General features: G+C 61.1%; 18 protein-coding genes. 8 read left to right on the forward strand and 10 right to left on the reverse strand.

Annotated elements, in window-relative coordinates; all coding sequences use genetic code 11:
- Positions 1 to 23: 23 nt before the first annotated feature.
- The 4 genes from C3F38_RS04990 to C3F38_RS05005 form a co-directional block, all read right to left on the reverse strand.
- On the reverse strand, positions 24 to 1,133 hold the full coding sequence (locus tag C3F38_RS04990; RefSeq protein WP_055317563.1) for a P1 family peptidase: 1,110 nt from the start codon (positions 1,131 to 1,133) through the stop codon (positions 24 to 26).
- A complete protein-coding gene (locus C3F38_RS04995) occupies positions 1,130 to 2,512 on the reverse strand; it encodes an APC family permease (RefSeq protein ID WP_055317564.1) in 1,383 nt (460 codons plus the stop codon). Before C3F38_RS04995 ends, C3F38_RS04990 begins: the two co-directional genes overlap by 4 nt.
- A 143-nt stretch (positions 2,513 to 2,655) precedes the next feature.
- Positions 2,656 to 4,164: a CoA-acylating methylmalonate-semialdehyde dehydrogenase gene (locus C3F38_RS05000; RefSeq protein WP_055315462.1), complete on the reverse strand. Its 1,509-nt coding sequence runs from the start codon at positions 4,162 to 4,164 to the stop codon at positions 2,656 to 2,658.
- A 10-nt stretch (positions 4,165 to 4,174) separates the two neighbouring features.
- Entirely contained in the window at positions 4,175 to 5,515 is a 1,341-nt protein-coding gene (locus C3F38_RS05005; protein WP_055317234.1) for an aspartate aminotransferase family protein, read from the reverse strand.
- 135 nt (positions 5,516 to 5,650) lie between these two features.
- On the opposite strand from C3F38_RS05005, the gene C3F38_RS05010 reads away from it, so the two are divergent.
- On the forward strand, positions 5,651 to 6,580 hold the full coding sequence (locus C3F38_RS05010) for a LysR family transcriptional regulator (protein ID WP_038878382.1): 930 nt from the start codon (positions 5,651 to 5,653) through the stop codon (positions 6,578 to 6,580).
- A 258-nt stretch (positions 6,581 to 6,838) separates the two neighbouring features.
- On the opposite strand, the gene C3F38_RS05015 is transcribed toward C3F38_RS05010, so the two are convergent.
- On the reverse strand, positions 6,839 to 7,966 hold the full coding sequence (locus C3F38_RS05015; protein WP_055317233.1) for an iron-containing alcohol dehydrogenase: 1,128 nt from the start codon (positions 7,964 to 7,966) through the stop codon (positions 6,839 to 6,841).
- 385 nt (positions 7,967 to 8,351) lie between these two features.
- Between C3F38_RS05015 and C3F38_RS05020 the strand changes: the two genes are divergently transcribed.
- Positions 8,352 to 9,587, forward strand: coding sequence for a hypothetical protein (locus C3F38_RS05020; protein ID WP_055317232.1), 1,236 nt, complete (start codon positions 8,352 to 8,354; stop codon positions 9,585 to 9,587).
- An 18-nt stretch (positions 9,588 to 9,605) separates the two neighbouring features.
- Positions 9,606 to 10,130 carry a colicin-like pore-forming protein gene (locus C3F38_RS05025; RefSeq protein ID WP_080479038.1) on the forward strand — a complete coding sequence of 175 codons (525 nt, stop codon included), beginning with the start codon at positions 9,606 to 9,608 and terminating at the stop codon, positions 10,128 to 10,130.
- Between the two features lie 18 nt (positions 10,131 to 10,148).
- Here the strand turns inward: C3F38_RS05025 and C3F38_RS26120 are convergent, their stop codons facing one another.
- Positions 10,149 to 10,730, reverse strand: coding sequence for a colicin E1 family microcin immunity protein (locus C3F38_RS26120; protein ID WP_139108045.1), 582 nt, complete (start codon positions 10,728 to 10,730; stop codon positions 10,149 to 10,151).
- A gap of 45 nt (positions 10,731 to 10,775) precedes the next feature.
- On the opposite strand from C3F38_RS26120, the gene C3F38_RS05030 reads away from it, so the two are divergent.
- The 3 genes from C3F38_RS05030 (at position 10,776) to C3F38_RS05040 (ending at position 13,440) form a co-directional block, all read left to right on the forward strand.
- Positions 10,776 to 11,534, forward strand: coding sequence for a helix-turn-helix transcriptional regulator (locus C3F38_RS05030; protein ID WP_047729076.1), 759 nt, complete (start codon positions 10,776 to 10,778; stop codon positions 11,532 to 11,534).
- Between the two features lie 220 nt (positions 11,535 to 11,754).
- Positions 11,755 to 13,056: an FAD-binding oxidoreductase gene (locus C3F38_RS05035; RefSeq protein WP_055317230.1), complete on the forward strand. Its 1,302-nt coding sequence runs from the start codon at positions 11,755 to 11,757 to the stop codon at positions 13,054 to 13,056.
- A gap of 18 nt (positions 13,057 to 13,074) precedes the next feature.
- A complete protein-coding gene (locus C3F38_RS05040; RefSeq protein WP_047729073.1) occupies positions 13,075 to 13,440 on the forward strand; it encodes a cupin domain-containing protein in 366 nt (121 codons plus the stop codon).
- 39 nt (positions 13,441 to 13,479) lie between these two features.
- On the opposite strand, the gene C3F38_RS05045 is transcribed toward C3F38_RS05040, so the two are convergent.
- From C3F38_RS05045 to C3F38_RS05060, 4 genes are all read right to left on the reverse strand, one after another.
- Positions 13,480 to 14,286: an alpha/beta fold hydrolase gene (locus tag C3F38_RS05045; RefSeq protein ID WP_055317229.1), complete on the reverse strand. Its 807-nt coding sequence runs from the start codon at positions 14,284 to 14,286 to the stop codon at positions 13,480 to 13,482.
- Positions 14,287 to 14,380: 94 nt separating this feature from the next.
- The gene (locus C3F38_RS05050; protein ID WP_047729069.1) at positions 14,381 to 15,493 is read right to left on the reverse strand and encodes a class II histone deacetylase; all 1,113 of its coding nucleotides are present in this window, start codon (positions 15,491 to 15,493) and stop codon (positions 14,381 to 14,383) included.
- Positions 15,490 to 16,677, reverse strand: a complete 1,188-nt coding sequence (locus tag C3F38_RS05055; RefSeq protein WP_047729067.1) for an MFS transporter — start codon at positions 16,675 to 16,677, stop codon at positions 15,490 to 15,492. Before C3F38_RS05055 ends, C3F38_RS05050 begins: the two co-directional genes overlap by 4 nt.
- Positions 16,678 to 16,816: 139 nt before the next feature.
- A complete protein-coding gene (locus tag C3F38_RS05060; RefSeq protein ID WP_038878402.1) occupies positions 16,817 to 17,464 on the reverse strand; it encodes a LuxR family transcriptional regulator in 648 nt (215 codons plus the stop codon).
- 482 nt (positions 17,465 to 17,946) lie between these two features.
- On the opposite strand from C3F38_RS05060, the gene C3F38_RS05065 reads away from it, so the two are divergent.
- Positions 17,947 to 19,659 carry an arylsulfatase gene (locus C3F38_RS05065; RefSeq protein WP_055317228.1) on the forward strand — a complete coding sequence of 571 codons (1,713 nt, stop codon included), beginning with the start codon at positions 17,947 to 17,949 and terminating at the stop codon, positions 19,657 to 19,659.
- Entirely contained in the window at positions 19,656 to 20,840 is a 1,185-nt protein-coding gene (locus C3F38_RS05070; protein ID WP_055317227.1) for an anaerobic sulfatase maturase, read from the forward strand. Before C3F38_RS05065 ends, C3F38_RS05070 begins: the two co-directional genes overlap by 4 nt.
- Positions 20,841 to 20,852: the final 12 nt, after the last annotated feature.

Genomic DNA, 20,852 nt, shown 5'->3' on the forward strand with positions numbered 1-20,852 from the left:
GTTAATCCCCGCGCCCTGTGTTTTTACCGACGCCAGCCGGCCTTCTCCAGCGCCGTCACCAGCTGCTCGGCGCTCAACCCTTCCGCCCGGTGGCCGTTGCCGCTCACGCTATTGGCTGCCAGCAACGCATTCACGATCGCTTCCTCCACCGCTTCCGCTGCTGCGGCGAACAGCGCCGAAATGTAGTCGTTGTTCACCATGTGCAGCGGCGTGGTGAAAGCGCCTTTATTGGCGTAGTCGGCGGGCGGCAGGCCGTCGTTGCCGGTAGCGAAGGCGATGAAAATGTCGCCGCTCGAATCCTCGGTGCCGCCGCCGGTGCGGGCGATGCCGATGCTGGCGCGCTGCGCCAGCCGCGCACACTGGTGCGGCAGCAGCGGCGCGTCGGTCGCCAGCGCCACCACGATGGAGCCCATGCCGGGATGCGGCAACTGCGGCGTGAACGGCGAGGGGAGATGGCCCAGATGCCGGCCTACCGGGTAACCGCCGACCAGCAGCGACTCGCGCTTGCCGTGGTTGGCCTGCACGATGGCGCCCACCGTCCAGCCGCCCTGATCGGCGGGCAGGCGGCGCGACGCGGTGCCGCTGCCGCCTTTGAATTCATGGCAGATCATGCCGCTGCCGCCGCCGACCGCGCCTTCCTGCGGCAAGCCGCCCCGGGCCGCCTGCTGCGCCTGGCGCACGTGCTCGGCCTTGACGTGAAAGCCGTTGATGTCGTTGAGCAGGCCGTCGAAGGTTTCCATCACCACCGGCATATTCCAATACACCGCGTTGTCGCCTGCGGGCAGCGTTTCACGCTCCAGCGCGATCAGCGCATCGCGCACCACGCCCACACTGTGGGTGTTGGTGAAGGCGATCGGGCTGGTCAGCAGGCCCGCTTCGCGCACCCATTCCAGGCCGGTGGCGTCACCGTTGCCGTTCAGCACGTGCACGCCGGCAAAGCAGGGGGCGTGGCGGGCGGAGCCGGGGCGCGGTTCGATCACCGTCACGCCGGTGCGCACGCTGCGCCCGTCCGCCAAATCGGCATGAATGCTGGCATGGCCAACGCGCACGCCGGGCACGTCGGTGATGGCGTTCAGCGGGCCGGGCGTGCCCTGTCCGATGATAATGCCCAGATCCTGAGCGCGCTGCGTCATGGTTGTTCTCCTTCTATTGAGGGGGCGGCGAGGGGCGCCGTCTGGCGGCCGCGCAGATGGTTCAGCGCCAGCCCGAAGCCGATAATGCCGGCAATGATAATAAAGTCTTTCAGGCTGCTGGCGATCAAAATCGTCCACAGCACGTACAGGCAGCACAGCAGCGCCACCACCACCGGCAGCGGCCACAGCGGCATCAGGTACGGGTGGTGGAAGTGGCGGCGACGGCGGCTGATCAGCGCCGCCACCGCCATGATGATGTACACCAGCAGCAGCAGGATCACGGTGAACGAGGTCAGCGATTCGAGATCGGAGCAAAACGCCAGCAGCGCCGACGGCACGCCGAACAGCAGGGTGGCGATCCAGGGGGTGCCGAAGCGCGGGTGGATGATTTTCAGCGCCCGGTTAAACGTCGGCAGCCAGAAACCGTCGCGCCCGCTGGCGAACATCATGCGGCTGAACTGCGCCACGATGGCGATGATGGCGTTGAACACCGACAGATAAATCGCGCCGCTTACCACCCGCGCCAGCGTCGGGCCGCCGAGCTGGGTGACCACATAGCCGACCGGATCGGCCTGTTTGGCCATCTCGGTCAGCGACGGCGAGCCGATCAGCAGGGCGGTGAACGGCACCAGTTCCACCAACACTACGATGACCAGCGTCAGCATGATCGCGATCGCCATCGGCCTACCCTGTTCGCGCATGTCTTCTGCCATGTACACCGCCGCGCCGTAGCCGTTGTAGGAGAACAGCGCGACCCCGACCATGGCGACGATCGGCGGCAGCGACACCGGCGCCAGGCTGCCCTGCGCGTCCAGCATCACCGGCGCGGTGAGGATCTCCGTGCTCTGATGCGGGTGGCTGAAGCCGAGCCAGGCGATCAGCGCCAGCACCGCCACTTCCACCACCAGAAAGGCGCCGGTCAGCAGGGCGTTGGCCTTGATGTTGAAAATGGCGCAGATGCCGCCGACCAGCACGGTGAGCATGCCGGCGGTCGAGGCGTCGAACTGAGTGCCCAGCGCGGTGTTCAGGTAGGGCACCGCGCCGGTGGCCAGCACCGCCGGCACGAACAGCGAGGCGCTGAGGATAAACAGGTAGGTCTGCAACCCGCACAGGGTGCCGAACAGGCGCTTGATGATGCTGTACTCACCGCCGGCGCTGGGGTGTGCGGCGCCGAGCTCGGCATAGCACAGCGCGATGGCGGCGGCGACGCAGGCGGCGATCAGAAACGACAGAAAGGCGCCGCTGCCGGCGCTGGCGATCGCCAGCGGGGCGATGACGAAGATGGAGCTGGCCGGCGTCACGCCGGACGCGGTGATCATCACCACGTCGAGGACGCTGAGATTGCCTTTGAAGGTGTGTTCAGGGGCGGACTCTTTCATTGGGAACTACTCCATTAACGCTTGGGTGAATTGTTGTTGCCGCCAGAAGGGCGACTCTGTTGTCCTGCGTAAAGATGAAATGGAGCGCGTGGAAATACCGGGGAAGCGAACTTCCCCGGAAGGGACTTTTCGTTATGCTGGGATTACCCCTGTCCCGACGGGAAGCTGAAGCTGGCGCGCCGGGCATCGCCGGAGGCCGGCCAGCGCTGGGTCACGGTCTTGCGTTTGGTGTAGAACCTGACGGCGTCCGGGCCGTAGGCGTGCAGATCGCCGAACAGCGAGCGCTTCCAGCCGCCGAACGAGTGGTAGGCCACCGGCACCGGCAGCGCCACGTTGATCCCCACCATGCCGACCTGAATGCGGCTGGAGAAGTAGCGCGCCGCTTCGCCGTCGCGGGTGAACAGACAGGTGCCGTTGCCGTATTCGTGGGCGTCGATCAAGGCCATCGCCTCCGGCAGCGACGCCGCGCGCACCACGCCGAGCACCGGGCCGAAGATCTCCTCCTGATAGATGCGCATGCCGGGCGTTACGCGATCGAACAGCGTCGGGCCGAGGAAATACCCCTGGCTGGGGCGGCCGTCGGCGCCGATCACGCTCAGCTCGCGGCCGTCCACCAGCAGCTCGGCGCCTTCGGCCACGCCCTGATCGATATAGCCTTTTACCTTCTGATAATGCTGTTGGGTCACCAGCGGCCCCATGTCGTTGCGGTTGTCGCTGCCGGGGCCGACGCGCATGGCGGCCATCTGTTGCCGCAGCCCGGCGATCAGCGCTTCGGCGGTGCCGTCGCCCACCGCCACCACCAGCGGGATGGCCATGCAACGCTGGCCGCAGGAGCCGAAGGCGGCACCCATCAGCGCGCCGACCGCGCCGGGGATATCGGCGTCCGGCAGCACCACCGCGTGGTTCTTGGCGCCGCCCAGCGCCTGCACCCGTTTGTTTTGCGCGCAGCCGGTGTGATAGATGTGTTCCGCCACCGGCGTCGAACCGACGAAGCTGATCGCTTTGACGCGCCCGTCATGCAGCAGCGTCTCCACCGCTTCGCGATCGCCGTTGACCACGTTGAGCACCCCCGGCGGCAGCCCGGCTTCCGCCGCCAGCCGTGCGATATACAGCGCGGCGGAAGGCACGCGCTCGGAAGGCTTCAGCACGAAAGTGTTGCCGCACGCCACCGCCATCGGCCACATCCACAGCGGCACCATCGCCGGGAAGTTGAACGGCGTGATGCCCGCCACCACCCCCAGCGGTTGAAACTCGCTCCAGCTGTCGATGCCCGGGCCGGCCTCTTTGCTGTGTTCGCCCTTCAGCAGTTCCGGCACATAGCCGGCGTATTCGATATTCTCGATGCCGCGCTGCAGTTCGCCCAGGGCGTCGCTGAGCACCTTGCCGTGCTCGGCGGTGATCAGTTGGCAGATGGCATCGGCGTGCTGCTCCAGCAGATCCTTGAGCTTCATCATGATGCGTGCGCGCTTCAGCGGCGGGGTGTCGCGCCAGGCGGGATAGGCCTGTTCGGCGGCGGCGATGGCGCGCTCCACCGTGGCGCGGTCGGCCAGCTGCACCTCCTGCGCTGATTGGCCGGTGGCCGGGTCGTAAACCGGCTGGCTGCGTTCGCCGCCGGCGGCGGGCTCGCCGTTGATCCAATGGGTAATGGTCATGGTTCTCTCCTTATTCGGTGGCGTTGAGGGCGTCGCCCACGGCGTTGATCAGCGCATCGATCTGCGCTTCGCTGCTGATGAACGGCGGCGCCAGCTGCAGGGTGTCGCCGCCGTAGCGCACGTAAAATCCGCTTTCCCAGCAGCGCATCGCCGCGTCGAAGGGGCGCCGCGCCGGTTCGCCCGGCCGCGCCGCCAGCGTAATGCCGGCCGCCAGGCCGATGTTGCGAATGTCGGCGACGTGTTTGGCTCCTTGCAGGCTGTGCACCGCGCGCTCGAAGTAGGGCGCCAGCGCCTGTACGCGCTCCACCATCTGTTCGCGCTGTAGGATGTCCAGCGTCGCCAGCGCGACCGCGCAGCTGACCGGGTGGGCGGAGTAGGTGTAGCCGTGCGGGAATTCGAGCTGGTAGTCCGGCTCGCCGCCGTTCATGAAGGTGTGGTAGATCTCCGGCCGCACCACCACCGCGCCCATCGGCTGCGCGCCGTTGGTCACCTGTTTGGCGATGTTCATGATGTCCGGCGTGACGCCGAACGCCTCGGCGCCGGTCATCGCGCCGCAGCGGCCGAAGGCGGTGATCACTTCGTCGAAGATCAGCAGGATGTCATGCTGGGTACAGATTTCGCGCAGGCGCTGCAGGTAGCCGACCGGCGGCACGATCACCCCGGCGGAGCCGGAGAAGGGTTCGACGATCACCGCGGCGATCGTTGAGGCGTCGCGCAGCGCGATGATGCGGTTGAGCTCTTCCGCCAGCTCCGCCCCCTGTTGCGGCATGCCGCGCGAAAAGGCGTTGCCGGCCAGCAGGGTGTGCGGCAGGTGGTCCGCTTCGGCGCCGGCGCCGAACGTCTTGCGGTTGCCGGCGATGCCGCCGACCGAGATACCGCCGAAGTTAACGCCGTGATAGCCCTTTTCCCGGCCGATAAAGCAGGTTTTGCCCGCCTGGCCTTTGGCGCGCCAGTAAGCGCGCGCCATTTTCAGCGAGGTGTCCGCCGCTTCCGATCCGGAGCCGGTGAAGAACACGTAATCCAGCCCCGCCGGCGTCAGTGCCTTGATCTTGTTGGCCAGTTCGAACGACAGCGGGTGGCCGAACTGAAACGCCGGTGAGTAATCCAGCGTCGCCAGCTGGCGCTGGGCGGCGTCGGTGATTTCCTGCCGGCCGTGCCCCAATCCGCAACACCACAGTCCGGACAGGCCGTCGAAAATCTTTCTGCCGTCATGGCTGGTGTAATACGCTCCCGCGGCTTGAGTAATGATGCGAGGCTGCGCTTTAAAATTACGGTTGCCGGTAAAAGGCATCCAATGGGCCTCTAACCCTTCGGCATCGAGACTATTTAGCGGGTGATTTTCAGCGGCCATGTTTTCCTCCGAACAGGAAAATAAGAGCGATTAATGAAATAAACCGAGTTGTTAACGAATTGTTGTGCGAAATTGACTATGTACCGCTTGTTCTCTACTGTGAATAATCATATGTCGAAACTTACTTAAGGTTTTATGCAAGTAAAAAAGCGCGCGCTGTTAGGGCAATTGTCGGATATGGATCTGCGTTTGCTGCGGGTATTCAAGGCCGTGGTCGACTGCGGCGGCATGAGCGCCGCCGAACTGGAGCTGAACATCAGCCTGTCGACCATCAGCAAGCACATCAAGGATCTGGAGCAGCGGCTGGGCCTGACGCTGTGCCAGCGCGGGCGCGAGGGCTTTGCGGTCACCGACGAGGGGCTGTTGATCTACCAGGAAACGGTCAACCTGCTGGCGGCCACTGAGGCGTTTCGGCGCGGGGTGGACGAGGTGCACCAGCGCATGGGCGGGCAGCTGCACGTGGCGATATTCGACCATACGGTCAGCAATCCACAGGCGCAGATCGGCCGGGCCATTGCGTTATTCAGTGAGCGTGCGCCGGAGGTTTCTTTGCAAATGTACGTGGAGCCGATTAATACCATTGAACGCGGCGTCATTGACGGGCAATTTCAGGTTGGCGTTATTCCCATGCACCGCAGCGCGGAAAGTTTATCTTATCATTCGTTATTCAGTGAGAGGATGTTCTTATATTGCGGCGCGCAGCATGAATTATTTTCCGCCCCCCATGAAACGTTAAATTGGGATCTGCTGCACAATTATGCCTTCGCCGGATTAGGCTACCATTCGCCGAATATGGAACTGAGCCTGCAGCAACATTTGCATCGCAAGGCAACGGGGTTCGCGCAGGAGTCGATCGCCACGCTGATCCTGTCCGGCAAATACGTCGGCTTTTTGCCGGATCACTACGCGGCGTTTTTCGTGGCGCAGAATATGATGCGGGCGATCAAACCGGCGCTGTTCCGCTATCACTGCGAATACTCCAGCGTGCTGCGCCGCTCGCCGGTGCCGCAGCGGGTGGTGAAGCTGTTCCATGAGTGCCTGCTGGCAGCCCACGGAACAGCGTGACGCTTACTGCTCTTTCTTCTTGCCGAAGATCCTGATCAGCGCGCCGACCAGGATGCCGACCGCGATGCCGGCGAAGATCCAGCCGATGATGCCCATTTCCTTACTCCTGCTAGTGCGTTGATCTGATTATACCCGTCATATTTGAAACTGCATCTGTGTTGGCTGCGAGTGCGTACGCCGGTCACTGACTTGAGTAAGCTCCTGGCGAGCCACCTCTTGCCGCCGGGATGCAGCTCCAACTATTTAGGGTAGAAATAATCATTCGACGCGAAACGCCTCTTCGATCATCCGTTGCCGCTGTGCCGGCGCATAGTCGATCCAGGAATTCTTGCTGTTGGATTTCTCCAGCGCCACCGCCAGTTCCTGGCCGGAAATCGGCAAATCGTCCTGCCAGAACGGCGCGATGGCGTGGCGGGTGATGAAATCGGTCAGGTAGCTCTCCGGGCTGCCCTGCCAGTGCGGGTACAGGCGCGCGGCCAGCTCGGCCATCAGCGCGCGTTGCTGCGGCTGTTCGCTGCTTTCCAGCAGGGCAAGGAACGGCAGCAGCAGGCGGCCACAGACCTGGCCGTGGTGGTAGTCGCGCAGCGCGCCGATCTCGCCGGCGATGCCGTGGATCACCCCCAGCCCGGCGGCGCTCAGCGTCAGCCCCCCAAGGTACGAAGCTTGCATAATCGCTTTGCGCGCCGCGTCGCTGCGGTTGAGCGCCGGCCAGGCGGCGAGGAAGTGGCGGATGCCGCTCAGCGACATGTCGCGCGTCATGGCGCCGGCGGTTTTCGACAGATAGGCCTCGAACAGGTGGGTGAAGGCGTCGATGGCGCAGTAGGCCAGCACCTTGTCCGGTGCGCCCGCCAGCAGCTGCGGATCGAGAATGGCGGTGTGCGGCACGAAGTTATTGTGGCGCAGCGAGGCCTTCACTTTGCTGACCTGGGTGTCGGTGATCACCGCGTTCTGCGTCACCTCGCTGCCGGTGCCGGCGGTGGTAGGAATGGCGATCAGCGGCAGGGTGGCGCCGCTGATTTTGCTGTCGCCCACTTTTTCCATATAGCGCAGCGTCGGCAGCGGATGCTCTACCAGCGCGGAGAACGCCTTGGCGGCATCCAGCACGCTGCCGCCGCCGATGGCCACCACGCGCCGTGCCTGGCCGCGCCAGCGCGCCACCCAGGCGTCTATTTCCTGCGGCGACGCCTCGTGGCTGACGATCTCGGTGCCGATGAGCAGCGGCGTCAGCGATTCGCGCAGGCCGGCGTACACCGGACCGTTGAGAAAAGATCGGCAGCTGAACAGCAGCGTCGGCTGCGGATCGGCAAGCAGCAACGGCGGCAGTTGCTGGATGCTGCCGTGGCCGAACCAGGTCTGGCGGTTGGCGATGATGTGGCTGACGGACATGAGGTCTCCTTGACGGCGTTGCAGGGCGCGATGCCACAGCATAAGCCAGCGGGCGCGGAGCGGCTAGATACATTGGTTAATGGAGTTTTATCTCCGCGTATGCTTAGCATTTCTTGGCTTGTGTTTGCGCCTGCAGGCAGGGGACTCCTGGCTGCAGGCACCCGATAAATAACATTATATTAAATAGTGTTTTTTATTTATCGTGTTGATTTTTAAATGTTTATTTTTAATTGCGGTGAGGCGTGATTCATATAAGAGTTGTGCCATTTTTCCAACAAATGAGAATGATAATTATTTGATTGAGGTGAAGACAAGGACGGCATAGAGTATTTTTACTGTATGTATAAACAGTTAACGACATAAATAATAATGAGGGAACGCTATTATGGCTCGATATGAAGATACTACTCAGTATGAACGCGACGTTATGACTTCTTTGGGGTACCACTGGCGGGGAGAAGGCTGGCAACGCGGGTTTGATCTTTCTGATGGCGATATGGTTGTTGAGGCGTGGGTGGGTGACCGATTGCCGGAGAGGCAAAAGGAGCTCAGTAATATTACGCATTTGTGGGATCAAAAAATTAGCGATATTAATAAACCGATTAGCGCTTTTGATCAGGAAGATGATGACATTATTCCATTCAGTGAGAAGGCAAAGAACAGTTTTCGAGCCGATTCCGACAAGGCGATTAAATTTTCAGCAGATAAAGAAAACGATCTGACGAACCAAATTAGTGAGATGCAAAAAGATATTGATGATCTAAGTAGTAAACTCAAAAATAAATCGCAAACGCCGCTAGAAAAAGCGAGCCTTGAAGCTATTATCGCGAAGATTAAAGTGGGTAAGGAGCGTTTAGATGTTCTGCGTAATGAAGCAAAAAAAAGAAAAGTACATCAGGAGTATTTAAAACTAAATAATGAAAATTGGTTTTTATCCAGAGAAAAACCAACGTCGGGGGTTAAACAACAACAAAATTCAAACAGAATTAAAATGGGGATGCAGCTAGATGAGGAAAAAAAGATACAGTCTGCCATCGATGCCAATATGAGAAATACGCAACAATATGAAAATGACCTGCGGAATAAAGAGAGTGAAGTCAATCGCCTCAAGAGTTTAGATCTTTCTACCGAAGAAGGGATCAATCGTGCGGAGAATGAGGCGCGCAAAAATGAACAAAGCGCTCAGCATGCACTGAACGATGCGAAAGATCGGATTAATCAGGCGAACGGTGAAAAAGCGAGGGCGGAGAATGTCGGCAGAGAGCATGAAAGAAAAGCCGCTCAGGCTGAAGAAAAAAGGAAAAAACACAGTCAGCTGCTTGATGATTTTGTAAGATGGAATTCGGAAGTCGATTATGGGAAAAAAGCCTGGTGGAAAGAGTTCAATGCCGCAAGTGACTTGATCTCGAACCTGGAAAAAGAGCGCGATGATGCATTAAGCGTCATGAATGCATCGAGAGAGTCGGCGAGCCGAGCCGCAAACCGCCAGCAACAAGCTACCCGAGATCAGGCCAACGCCGAAAGTGCGCTTAACAGCGCGCGTAAAACTCTGGCGGATGTGCAGGCGAAAAAAGCGATGATTGCCAAAGAGAAAAAAGAGGCGGAAACCAAGGCTGAATAGGAGCGTGTAAAAGATGCAATCAAGTTCACGGCGGATTTCTACAAAACGGTAACTGAAAAGTTCGGCGAACATTCGTCAAAGGTCGCTAAAGAGCTTGCTGAAGCGGCTAAAGGAAAGTCGATTAAAAATGTGGACGATGCATTAAAAGCCTTCGAGAAACATAACAACGTTTTGAACAAGAAGTTTGGCGTGAAAGATCGAGAGGCTATTGCAAAAGCTATGGAGTCGGTCAATCGCGATCAGATGGCCAAGAGCTTGGCAAAATTCAGCAAAGCATTTAATTATATCGGGAAGACCATAGATCGTTACGATACCGTAGTGGCTATTGGAAAAGCTATTGAAACTAACAACTGGCGGCCGGTATTTATTCAAATAGAGGCGTTAGCGGCAGGAAGAGCTGCAACGGCGCTCACGGCTTTTTCTTTCAGTATCATCCTTGGCACGCCGATGGGGTTTTTAGGTTTTGCGATAATTACGACACTTGTGGGCGCTTTTATCGATGAAGCGTTAGTCGAAAAAATAAACAAGGAGCTGGGGATTTAACAGTTTAACATAGGAGCCCTAATTTCTTTTTAGGGCTTTTAAAATAGATAAAGAAAAGTAAATAACTGATACGGGAATGGCGAATGCGAAACAAAATAACTCATAAACCACTTGAATGCTGCCACCCACAGAGCTGACAAAAAAATCATGCTGCCAAAATTTCTTATGGGAATAACGTAGTGCTGTTTTCTCGATAGCAAATTTTGCAAAAGGATAGAGAACGCAGCTGGCAACAGAAAGCGAGATAATTAACTTTAATCGGCTATCTTCAGGATTTTTACTCCATGCATAGTAAGCGACAGCAGTGATAACAAGCCCCCATAGAATATGCTTTAAGTAATATTTTAAAGTCATCCAACATATCCCTTTTTTCATATGGTTATATCCATTGCTATTCATGCAGTGTACCACAGAATTTTTATTGGGACATGGGAGTCTGTTATAGCTCGGGAATGCAGCGACCCTCTTACCTTGCAAAGCCACCGCTTTCCCCGCTGCGGCAACTTGTGAGTTGTTTAACATGTAAACGATCGCGTTCTTGCATTTCGGCGCGCCGGATGCTTTTTTTAACAGTACCGGCCGTTGTGCGGCCAACCCCATCCGAAATCGGTAGGTTGTTAATGTATTAATAATGGCGAGGCGGGTATGGATATTCAGGTTGAACGCTTGTCTGCGGTGATCGATGCGGTGGCCAGCCCGCGCTTTTATCCCAGCCTATTGAATTGGCTGGAAGGGTTTTTCGCCTTCGACAACGCTATCGTCTATGCCTTCGAACGCGGCCGGCCGCCGCGCTGCCTGATCAAAACCGAGCGGGAAAACAGCGATGCGGTTAACCAGATCTACCAACAGGGCGCCTATCTGCAGGATCCGTTTTACCGCGCGCTGAACGACGGCGGCGAAGGCGAGGTGCTGACGCTGCGCCAGCTGGCGCCCTGCGGGTTTTATCACAGCGACTATTACCGTAATTTTTATCGCAAGACCGGCTGGCACGATGAGGCCGGCGTGCTGCTGCAGCTGACGCCGGAACGCGGGCTGGGGGTGTTCTTCGGCTCGGCGCGCCGCACGGTGGCGGTGCGCTACCCGCAGCGGGCGGATCTGCGCAGCGCGCTGACGCTGGTGAAAAGCGTGGCGCGGCTGCATGGCGAAGTGGTGGCGGCACCGGCCGAGGCCGACACGGGGAACGACGATGGCGCGCAGGCGCGTTATCTGCTGACGCCGCGCGAGCGCGAGATCGTCGATCTGATCCTCGCCGGCTGCGGTTCGCAGCAGATTGCCGACCGGCTGTTCATCAGCCTCGGCACGGTAAAAAATCACCGCAAGAACATCTACGGCAAGCTGAACATCGGCTCGCAGGCCGAACTGTTCAGCCTGTTGCTGACCGCCCCGCAGCGCCGCAGCGCGTGAATGTATCGATCTATCCCCTATAGCTTTCAAGCTACAGCCAGGCGGCCAGGACGAGCGTCCCCAGGAGCTTACTTAGGTAAGTGACTGGGGTGAACGTCAGCAGCCAACAACGCTGTAGTTTGAAAGATGAAGGGGACGAATGTCCCTAAGGGGACATAGCGGCACGGCTGCCGCCTCCCGATAATCCGATGTCATGGCATAGGCAATCGGGAGTGCGGCAGTGAACAACGAAATCGAGTCCTTAACCTACTACGCGGCGACCAAAAAATACGATCTGCGCTTCCCGACGCTGGAAGAGGATCTGGACGTCGACGTGGTGATCATCGGCGGCGGCTTCTCCGGCATCAACACCGCGCTGGAGCTGGCTGAGAGGGGCATCACCAACATCGCCATTCTCGAAGGCCGCTATCTGGGCTACGGCGGTACCGGGCGCAACGGCGGCCAGGTGATGGCCGGCATCGGCCACGATCTGGAGAAGATCAAGCGCCACGTTGGCCCGGCCGGGCTGGAAACCATCTTCAAAATCAGCAACCTCGGCGCCGGCATTATCCGCGAGCGCATCAAGAAATATGACATCGACGCCGACTTCTGCTTCGGCTACGGCTATCTCGGCAGCAACGCGCGCCAGGAGAAGACCCTGCGCGGCTGGCTGAAGGAATTCAAGGCGGTAGCGCCGCAGGAGGTGATTGAGCTCTACACCGGGGCGGAGGTGAAGCAGGTGGTGGGCTCCGACGCTTACACCTGCGCGCTGAAACACATGGGCGGCGGCCACGTGCATTCGCTCAACCTGCTGCTGGGCGAGGCCAAGGCGCTGAGCGGCTACGGGGTGAAAATCTTCGAGAACAGCAGCGTGCTCAACGTGGAGTATGGCCCGCGCATCACGGTGCGTACCGCCATGGGCTCGGTACGCGCCAACAAGATGCTGTGGGCCTGCAACGGCTTCCTCAACGGCATGGAGCCGCAGATCTACCGCAAGACCATCAATACCTACGCCTTCCAGCTGGCCACCGAGCCGCTGTCTGACGATCTGATCCGCCAGATCAGCCCGATCCGCGGCGCCTACAGCGACATCCGCCCGGTGATCGACTATTACCGGGTGACCAACGAAAACCGGCTGCTGTTCGGCAGCGCCACCCGCTTGATCGAATATTTCCCGTCGGATCTCAAGGCCTGGAACCGCAACCTGATGCTGAAGGTGTTCCCGTACCTGAAAGACGTGAAGATCGATCTGGCCTGGGGCGGCCCGCTGTGCTGCAGCGCCAACCTGTTCCCGCAGATTGGCACGCTGCCGGATCGCGATAATGTGTTTTACGTACAGGGCTACTCCGGCTTCGGCGTGACGCCGAGCCACATCGTGTGCAAGGTGTTGGCGGAGGGCATGAGCGAAGGATCCGATCGTTACGATCTGATGAGCTCAATCCCGCACGTCAACATCTTCGGCAAGGACAAGCTGCGGCGGGTGATGACCACCGCCGGTAAGGTTTGGCACCAGACATCCGGCTACTGGAAAGGCCGCCGTTAACCCTCAGAGGAGAATCACATGAAACCGTTACTGCTTAAACAACCGCTGCCGGAACTGCTGGAGATCGGCAGCGTCAGCAACCTGGGCGCCACGGTGATCGCCGGCACGCCAAACGTCGGCGTGGCCAGCATTTTCGGCGAACCGACCGACAACCTGAACTGCGGCGTGTTCAGCTGCACCCGCGGCAGCTTCGTGATGGAGTATCCGTTTGCCGAGCACGCCACGGTGTGGGAAGGCTGCGCGACCCTGACCAACGAACGCACCGGCGAATCGGTGCAGTATCAGGCAGGCGATTCCTGGTTCGTCGAGAAGGGCACCCCGGTGCGCTGGGACATCACCTCGGATCGCTTCGTCAAACACTACCTCGCCATCGTCGAAGGCTGACGCCGTCATGCCCCCCTCGGCCCGCTGAGGGGGAACGCCTTAGCCTAACGCCCGCGCAATAAAATTGGTCACCCGCTTGAGGATTTGATCCTTATTGGTTTCGTTAAAGCTCTCGTGCCGCCCGCCCGCATTGATCATCCGCTCGAAATCGTCGCCGCGCAGACGATCGAGCGCGGTTTGCGTTTCGCTCATCAGCACCAGCCGATCGTCGTCGCCGTGGATCCACAGCGTGGGTAGCGCGCCGAAGCTCGGCCCGGCGTTGATGGCGGCGAGGATCCGCTGCATGGCGCGCAGGGTGGGGCGCTTGAACGGCCCGTGCCACACCAGCGTATCTTCCTGATAGGCCGCGCCAACCGCCGGATCGCGCGCCAGGGTGGCGGTATCCAGCGGCGCGTCGGGGATCGTCGGCAGTTCCGCCAGATCGGAGATCGCCGTTCTGTCGCCAAGCAGCGGGCCGGACAGCACCAGCGCACGCACCTCCTCGCCGTACCGCTGCACGTAGCGGGTGGCGATCATGCCGCCCATCGAGTGGCCGATCACCACCAGCGGCAAGGTGGAGTATTGCTGCCGGAAATGGCTGACCACGCGCTGCACGTCGTCGACCACGGCGTCATAATCCTCGATCAGCACGCGTTCGCCCTGCGACAGGCCGTGGCCGAGATGGTCGGGGCCAAACACCCGCGCGCCCTGCGCCTGCAGCGTGCGCGCCACGTATTGGTAACGGCCAAGATGCTCGCCGTAGCCGTGTATCAGCAGCGCCAGATAGCGCGGCTGGTCATTTCCCCAGTCGTGCACGGCGATGTCGCCGTGACGGCCTTTGATAAAGCTGACGGTTTGTTCGGACATGTTATTGTTCTCATGGTGGTAGGGTTGCCCTTCAGCGTAGCGGCTGGCGGCGAGGTTGTCAGGGGCGCCGGGTGCGGCGCCCGCAGAGAGGAGGTTACAAACCGAACTGGCGCGCCAGCTCGTCGAGCGCTTCGCGCTGGAAGCGGTTGAAGGCGTCGCGCGGCTGCTGTTGCTGGATAAACGCCAGCAGCGGATCCTGCACTTCAGTGCGCACGCCGCTCAGCTGTTCCATCACCGCCAGCCCGCAGAACGGCACGTAGGATTCGGCGTAGCCGCCTTCGTGCACCATCACCAGTTTGCCGCCGCACAGCCGGTCGGCGGCGTCCTGCACCAGCGCCGTCATGGCGCGGAAGCTGTCGCTGTGCAGCTGCATGCGCGCCAGCGGATCGAGGGCGTTGGCGTCGTAGCCGCAGGCGACGATGATCAGCTCCGGCTCGAATTTTTCCAGCGCCGGGATGATGATGCGCCGCATGGCGTGCAGATAGCCGTCGTCGCCGGCGCCGGCCAGCATCGGCACATTAACGTTGCAGCCTGCCCCGGCGCCTTCACCGCGATCCCGTTCGCCGGAATAGCCTGCCGGGAAGCAGCCGTCCTGATGCAGCGACAGCGTCAGCACGTCGCCGCGCTGCCAATAGATGTGCTGGGTGCCGTTGCCGTGGTGCACGTCCCAGTCGAGTACCGCCACCTTGCCGAGGCCATGGCGGGCCTTGGCGCGCTCGATAGCGATGGGAATATTGGCCAGGAAGCAGAAGCCCATCGATTGATCCGGCAGGCAGTGGTGGCCCGGCGGACGCGACAGCGCATAGGCGTTATCCAGCTCGCCCTGCAGCACCGCCTCCACCGCCGCGCAGGCCAGCCCGGCGGAGAGCTTGGCGATTTCATAGCTGCCCGGCCCCAGCGGCGCTTCCTCTCCCAGCAGGCCGCCGCCGCTGTCGCTCACCTGTTTGAAACGCTGCAGGTAGTGGGCGGGGTGAATGCGCAGCAGGTCTTCTTCCGTCGCCGGTTCGGCGCTCAGCAGGGTGAGCCGGCGCGACAGGCCGGACACGTCCATCAGGTTCTTCATGCGCCGTTTGGTTTCCGGCGACTCGGCGTGGCCGGCGCCCGAAGGCGGTTGCACCCAGCCGCCGACCGGCAGGGTGGTGGCGTGCAGGCCGGTGCTGTGCCAGAAACAGCGTTCATCAAACAAGAAACCGGTTGTTCTTTTCACCTTTCTCCTCCTGTTATACGGCGCGGTCCGCGCGGTGAAGCCAGCGAAATCAACAGCAGCGACAGCAGCGCGCAGCCCAGCGCGCCGAACAGCAAGGCGTTGAAACCGCCGGAAAATTCGATCAGAGAGCCGGCCAGCGTCGGGCCGATGGCCATGCCGCCGCCGATCACCAGGTTGATGCCGTTCATCAGCTTGCCGTCGTTATCCAACCCGGCGACCCGCGCCAGAATGAACGGCAGCACGAAGGTCCAGGTGAATTTGAACAGTAGAGCGGCCAGGGCGAAGCGCAGCAGCAGGGGTTGGCCTGTCAGCAGCGCCACGCTGGCCAGCAGCAGGGCGTACCCCAGCACGATCAGGCGTGCGCCGCCGAAGCGCACGCCGATCAGCGCCGCAGCCCCCGCGCCGGCGATGCCGAGCAAGGTGGCGACGGCCAGCACCTGGCCGCTGTGGGCCGGCGACAGCCCGGCGCCGGCGGCGATGCCGCCGATAAAGGTCCAGACCGCGCTCAGGCTGATGTAAAAGGTCAGCACCGCCAGCACGGCGCACAGCTTGCGCGCCGGCGAGGCGGCGGGGCCGCTGCGGGCGGTGCGGGCGGCGGTGAAACCGTTGGGGAACGCCGGGATGAGCGGCAGGCAGCACAGCATGATGGCCGCCAGAATCAGGTAGACCGCCATCAGGCCGAAGTGCGCGAACAGCGGCGGCAGCACCAGCAGCCCGACCGCGCCCAGCACCAGCTGGCCGAGCACCCAGAAGGCATAGACCCGACTGGGATTGGCGGTGCCGGCGGCGCAGGTGATGCACAGGATCATCAGGGTGCCGCCCGCCAGTGAGGCGATAAAGCGCAGCGGCAGCAGCAGGGTAAAATCCTGCACCAGCGCCGAAGCCAGGTTGCCGACGATAAACACCAGCGCCGACAGCGTAGCGATCCGCCGCCAGTTGATGCGCCCGATCCACCACCACGCCGGCAGCGTGGCCAGGCTCATGGCGCCGAGTTCGGTGGAGAACAGGTGGCCGATCTGCGCCGGGCCGAGCTGCCATTGTGCGGCGAGCTGGGCGGCCACGGCGGGGGCGGTCATCAGAATGCCCGGCGCGATGGCGGCGAAGACGATAATGGCGGTCAGCAGCCGCGGCGGACAGGGGAGCGCCGCGCCGACGGCGGGCGCGGAAACTGAATCACTGGACATAAACCTTTTCCCCAAGCGTTGAGTGACGATGAAATATCCCGCCCGGCCCGATTGCGGGCAGGGGGAGGCCGCGCCATAAATGGCGAATATGTTTTGGCATTATTTTCCGGCCGCCGGCAGCGGCGGCCGTTATCGGGCGTTAACCGTGGGCGAGAAAGCCGCCGGCGACCAGTTCGGTGCGGTTCACCACGTCGGTTTTGGCGAAAATATTGCGCATATGGGTTTTCACCGTGGACAGCGAAATGCCCAGCTTCAGGGCGATGCGCTTATTGCTGGCGCCTTCGCGCACCATGTTGACGATCTCTTGCTCTTTGGCTGTCAGCAGCTGCGCCTCGCCGTCGGGCAGCAGATCGCGCGTCGCCAGCTCGATCAGCGGCAGCACCGCGCGCAGGCGGCCGCGCTCCACTTCAGTGAACGGCGTATCGCGGATCAGCGATACCCCGGCGACGATGCGCTTGCGCTGGCGGATGAAGATCTCCGTCATGTCGCGCATGTCGTTCGGCAGCATAAAGTCGTGGTAATAGCGGCGGTTGCCGGCGATCGCCGCCGGACTCATGCCGACCATGGTGATGTCCTGGCGATGGAAATTGGCCGGCTGCAGCGGATCTATCTGCTGGAAGTGGTTCAGATACTGCTGATGCGTTTTATCGGGCATGCCGTGCAGGATGTAGTGATCCGGCCGCAGGTCGCGATCGACCAGATAAAACACCCCGGCGGACACCGGGATCAGGTGCGTGATGGTCGCCAAACAACTGTTGATAAAGGCATCGGATGCGGTGCTGTGCATGATTCGTGTTCCTCCCTTTATCATTCAATCTGGAGAAGGTTGGCGGTCAAGATATGAACGATACAAGCATAGTTGTAGCAATTTGGCAACACAATAAAAACATATTAACAACGTGAGGCCGATTGCAATAAAACACATAAATAACAAGATGACACTGCGTTAATCAGGGCTTTTCAGTTCGGATTTATCGCGATTTTCATTAATAGGTTAATGAAATAGTTCACCGCTTTTCCCGCTGAATTTACAGCGCTTTTCAATGTTTGCCCGGGTGCAGCCCTCGCCGCCCTGCGCGTGCTACAACCGGCACGAATGGAGCCGTTCCTCGTTCTTAAGAACGATAGCCAGGCTTTTCCGCCGCTTCCTACACTGCGAATTGAAGATAGCGCCAGGCGGCGCCAAACGTATAAGACGAAAAAATGATGACCTTTCTCGGGCTGAGGCGTCGGGTTGTTCAGTCCGCATGACCATACGGGGAACGAACGATGCAGAAAAAAACGTTGGCGGTGGCGTTGAGCGGCGCCTTATCGGGCCTGGCGCAGGGGGCGGATGCCGATCGCCCCAATGTGCTGATCATTCTGGTGGACGACATGGGCTACTCCGACATCAGCCCGTTCGGCGGCGAGATACCGACGCCCAACCTGCAGGCGCTGGCCGAACGGGGCGTGCGCATGAGCCAGTACTACACCTCGCCGATGTCGGCGCCGGCGCGGTCGATGCTGATGACCGGCAACACCAATCAGCAGGCCGGCATGGGCGGCATGTGGTGGTATGAGAGCACCGCCGCGCAGCCGGGCTATGAAATGCGGCTGACCGACCGCGTGACCACATTGCCGGAGCGTTTTCGCGACGCGGGTTACGCCACCATGATGGCGGGCAAATGGCACCTGGGCTATGTCGACGGCGCCAAACCGACCGATCGCGGCTTCGAGCGCGCCTTCGCCTTTATGGGGGGCGGCACCAGCCATTTCGACGATGCGAAACCGCTGGGCACCGTGGAGGCGTTCCATACCTTCTACACCCTGAACGGCAAACGCGTGTCGTTGCCCAAAGATTTCTATTCCAGCAAGGCCTATGCCGATCAGCTGGAACAGTGGATCCGCGATACGCCGCAGAGCAAGCCTGTCTTCGCCTATCTAGCGTTTACCGCGCCGCACGATCCGCTGCAGGCGCCGGATGACTGGATCGCCAAATTCGACGGCAAATACGACGCCGGTTACCAGCAGGCCTATCAGCGGCGCATTCAGCGCCTGAAGGCACTGGGGCTGATCTCCGATCGCACGCCGATGCCGACGCTGGCGCTGGATAAGGCCTGGAACGCGCTGACGCTCGAGCAGCAAAAATATGAAGCCAAGACCATGCAGGTATACGCGGCGATGATCGCTTACATGGACGATCAGGTCGGCGCGGTGCTGAATACCCTGAAGCAGACCGGCCGTGACCAAAATACGGTGATCGTGTTCGCCACCGACAACGGCGCCAACCCCGCCAGCGGCTTCTACTACGGCTCGAAGCCGGAGTATTGGCGGCAGTTCGACAACAGCTACGCCAACCTCGGCCGCAAGGGATCGTTCATCTCTTACGGGCCGCACTGGGCCAACGTTAGCAACGCGCCGTACGCTAACTACCACAAAACCACCAGCGCGCAGGGCGGCATCAATACCGATTTCATCATCTCCGCGCCGCGGCTGAAGGGACGCGGCGGCATCGACCACACGCCGATGGCGGTGTATGACATCGCGCCGACGCTGTACGACTATGCCGGCATCGACGCCAACAAACCGCTGAAGGCCAAAGCGACGCTGCCGATGGTCGGCGTCAGCTTCAAGCGCTATTTCAGCGGCGAGGCCGACGGTGTACCGCGCGCGACCTACGGCGTGGAACTGCATAACCAGGCCGCTTATGTGGACGGCGTCTGGAAGCTGCGGCGGTTGGTGAAGGCTGGGCCGACGGCGCAGATGGCGCCGTGGGGGCTGTTCAACCTGCATGACGATCCGCTGGAAACGCGCGATCTGGCCGCCGCCAACCCGGATCAAGTCAAACGGCTGAGCGAGGCGTATCGCCGCTTTGCGCAGCAGAGCATGGTCATTGAAGCCAAAGGTGCAGCGATCGACTACCTCGGCGTAGACGCCAGCACCGGCGGCTACATCGGCCTGGATCCGCAGACCCACAAACCGTTGCCGCAGGCGGCGCCATGAATCTGGCCCAGCTGCGCGCGCAGCAGATCCCGGTAGAGAGCGAACCGCGCGCGGCGGCGCCTTTTCATTTGCTGGTAAAGCCGATCGGCGCCGGCTGCAACCTGGGTTGCCGCTACTGTTACTACCCGCAGCGCCAGCAAGAACGGACGCGCAAGATGGACGACGACCGGCTGGCGGAATTTATCCGCGGCTACATCGCCGCCCAGCCGCGTTACAGCCGCGAGATCAACTTCGTCTGGCAGGGCGGTGAGCCGCTGCTGGCGGGGATCGGTTTTTACAAGCGGGCGCTGGCGTTGCAACGCCGCTATGCGCCGCCGGGCGTGCGGATCAGCAACAGCCTGCAGACCAACGGTACCCTGCTGAACGACGCCTGGTGCCGGCTGTTCCAGCAGCATCACTTTATCCTCGGCGTCAGCCTGGACGGCGACCGCGAGGTGCAGGACGCGCACCGGCCGGACAAGCGCGGCGGCGCCAGCTATGACGCCACGCTGCGCGGCATTGCGCTGTTGCAGCGCTATCAGATCGACTTCAACCTGCTGATGGTGGTGCATGACGGCGTCGCGGACCGCGCCGAGGCGATCTACGATCATGCGGTGGCGATCGGGGCGCGCTATCTGCAGTTTCAGCCGCTGATGCTGGAAGGGGATGCGCCCACCGCCGGCTATAGGCTGAGCGCCGCCAACTGGGGGCGCTTCATGCTGGCGGTATACCGCCGTTGGCGCAGCCGCGGGCACGTCGGCCAGGTCTTCGTGATGAACATCGAGCAGGTCTACGCGCAGTATTTCACCCACGTCAGCCCCAGCTGCGTACACGCCGAACGCTGCGGCGGCAATCTGGTGATGGAGCCGGACGGGCGGCTTTACGCCTGCGATCATCTGATCAACGCGCAGCACCTGCTTGGCCATGCCGATCGCCACACGCCGCTCGCCATCCTGGCGGCAAGGGCGGCGGAGATGCCGTTCGGTAAAAACAAGAGTCTGCGCCGCGAGTGCCAACGCTGCAGCGTGAAAAGCGTCTGCCAGGGCGGCTGCCCGGCGCATGTGGGCGAAGATCGCTACAACCGGCTGTGCGCCGGCTATTACGCCTTCTTTTCCGCGCTGCTGGCGCCGCTGCGCGCCTACCCGCGCAGCCCGCAGGGGGCGATGCAGTGGCGCACCGCCGTGAGCGCGGCCGCAGGTTGAAACCGTCTCATC

This window comes from Serratia sp. SSNIH1, assembly GCF_002935055.1.
Taxonomy (GTDB): Bacteria; Pseudomonadota; Gammaproteobacteria; order Enterobacterales; family Enterobacteriaceae; genus Serratia; species Serratia nevei.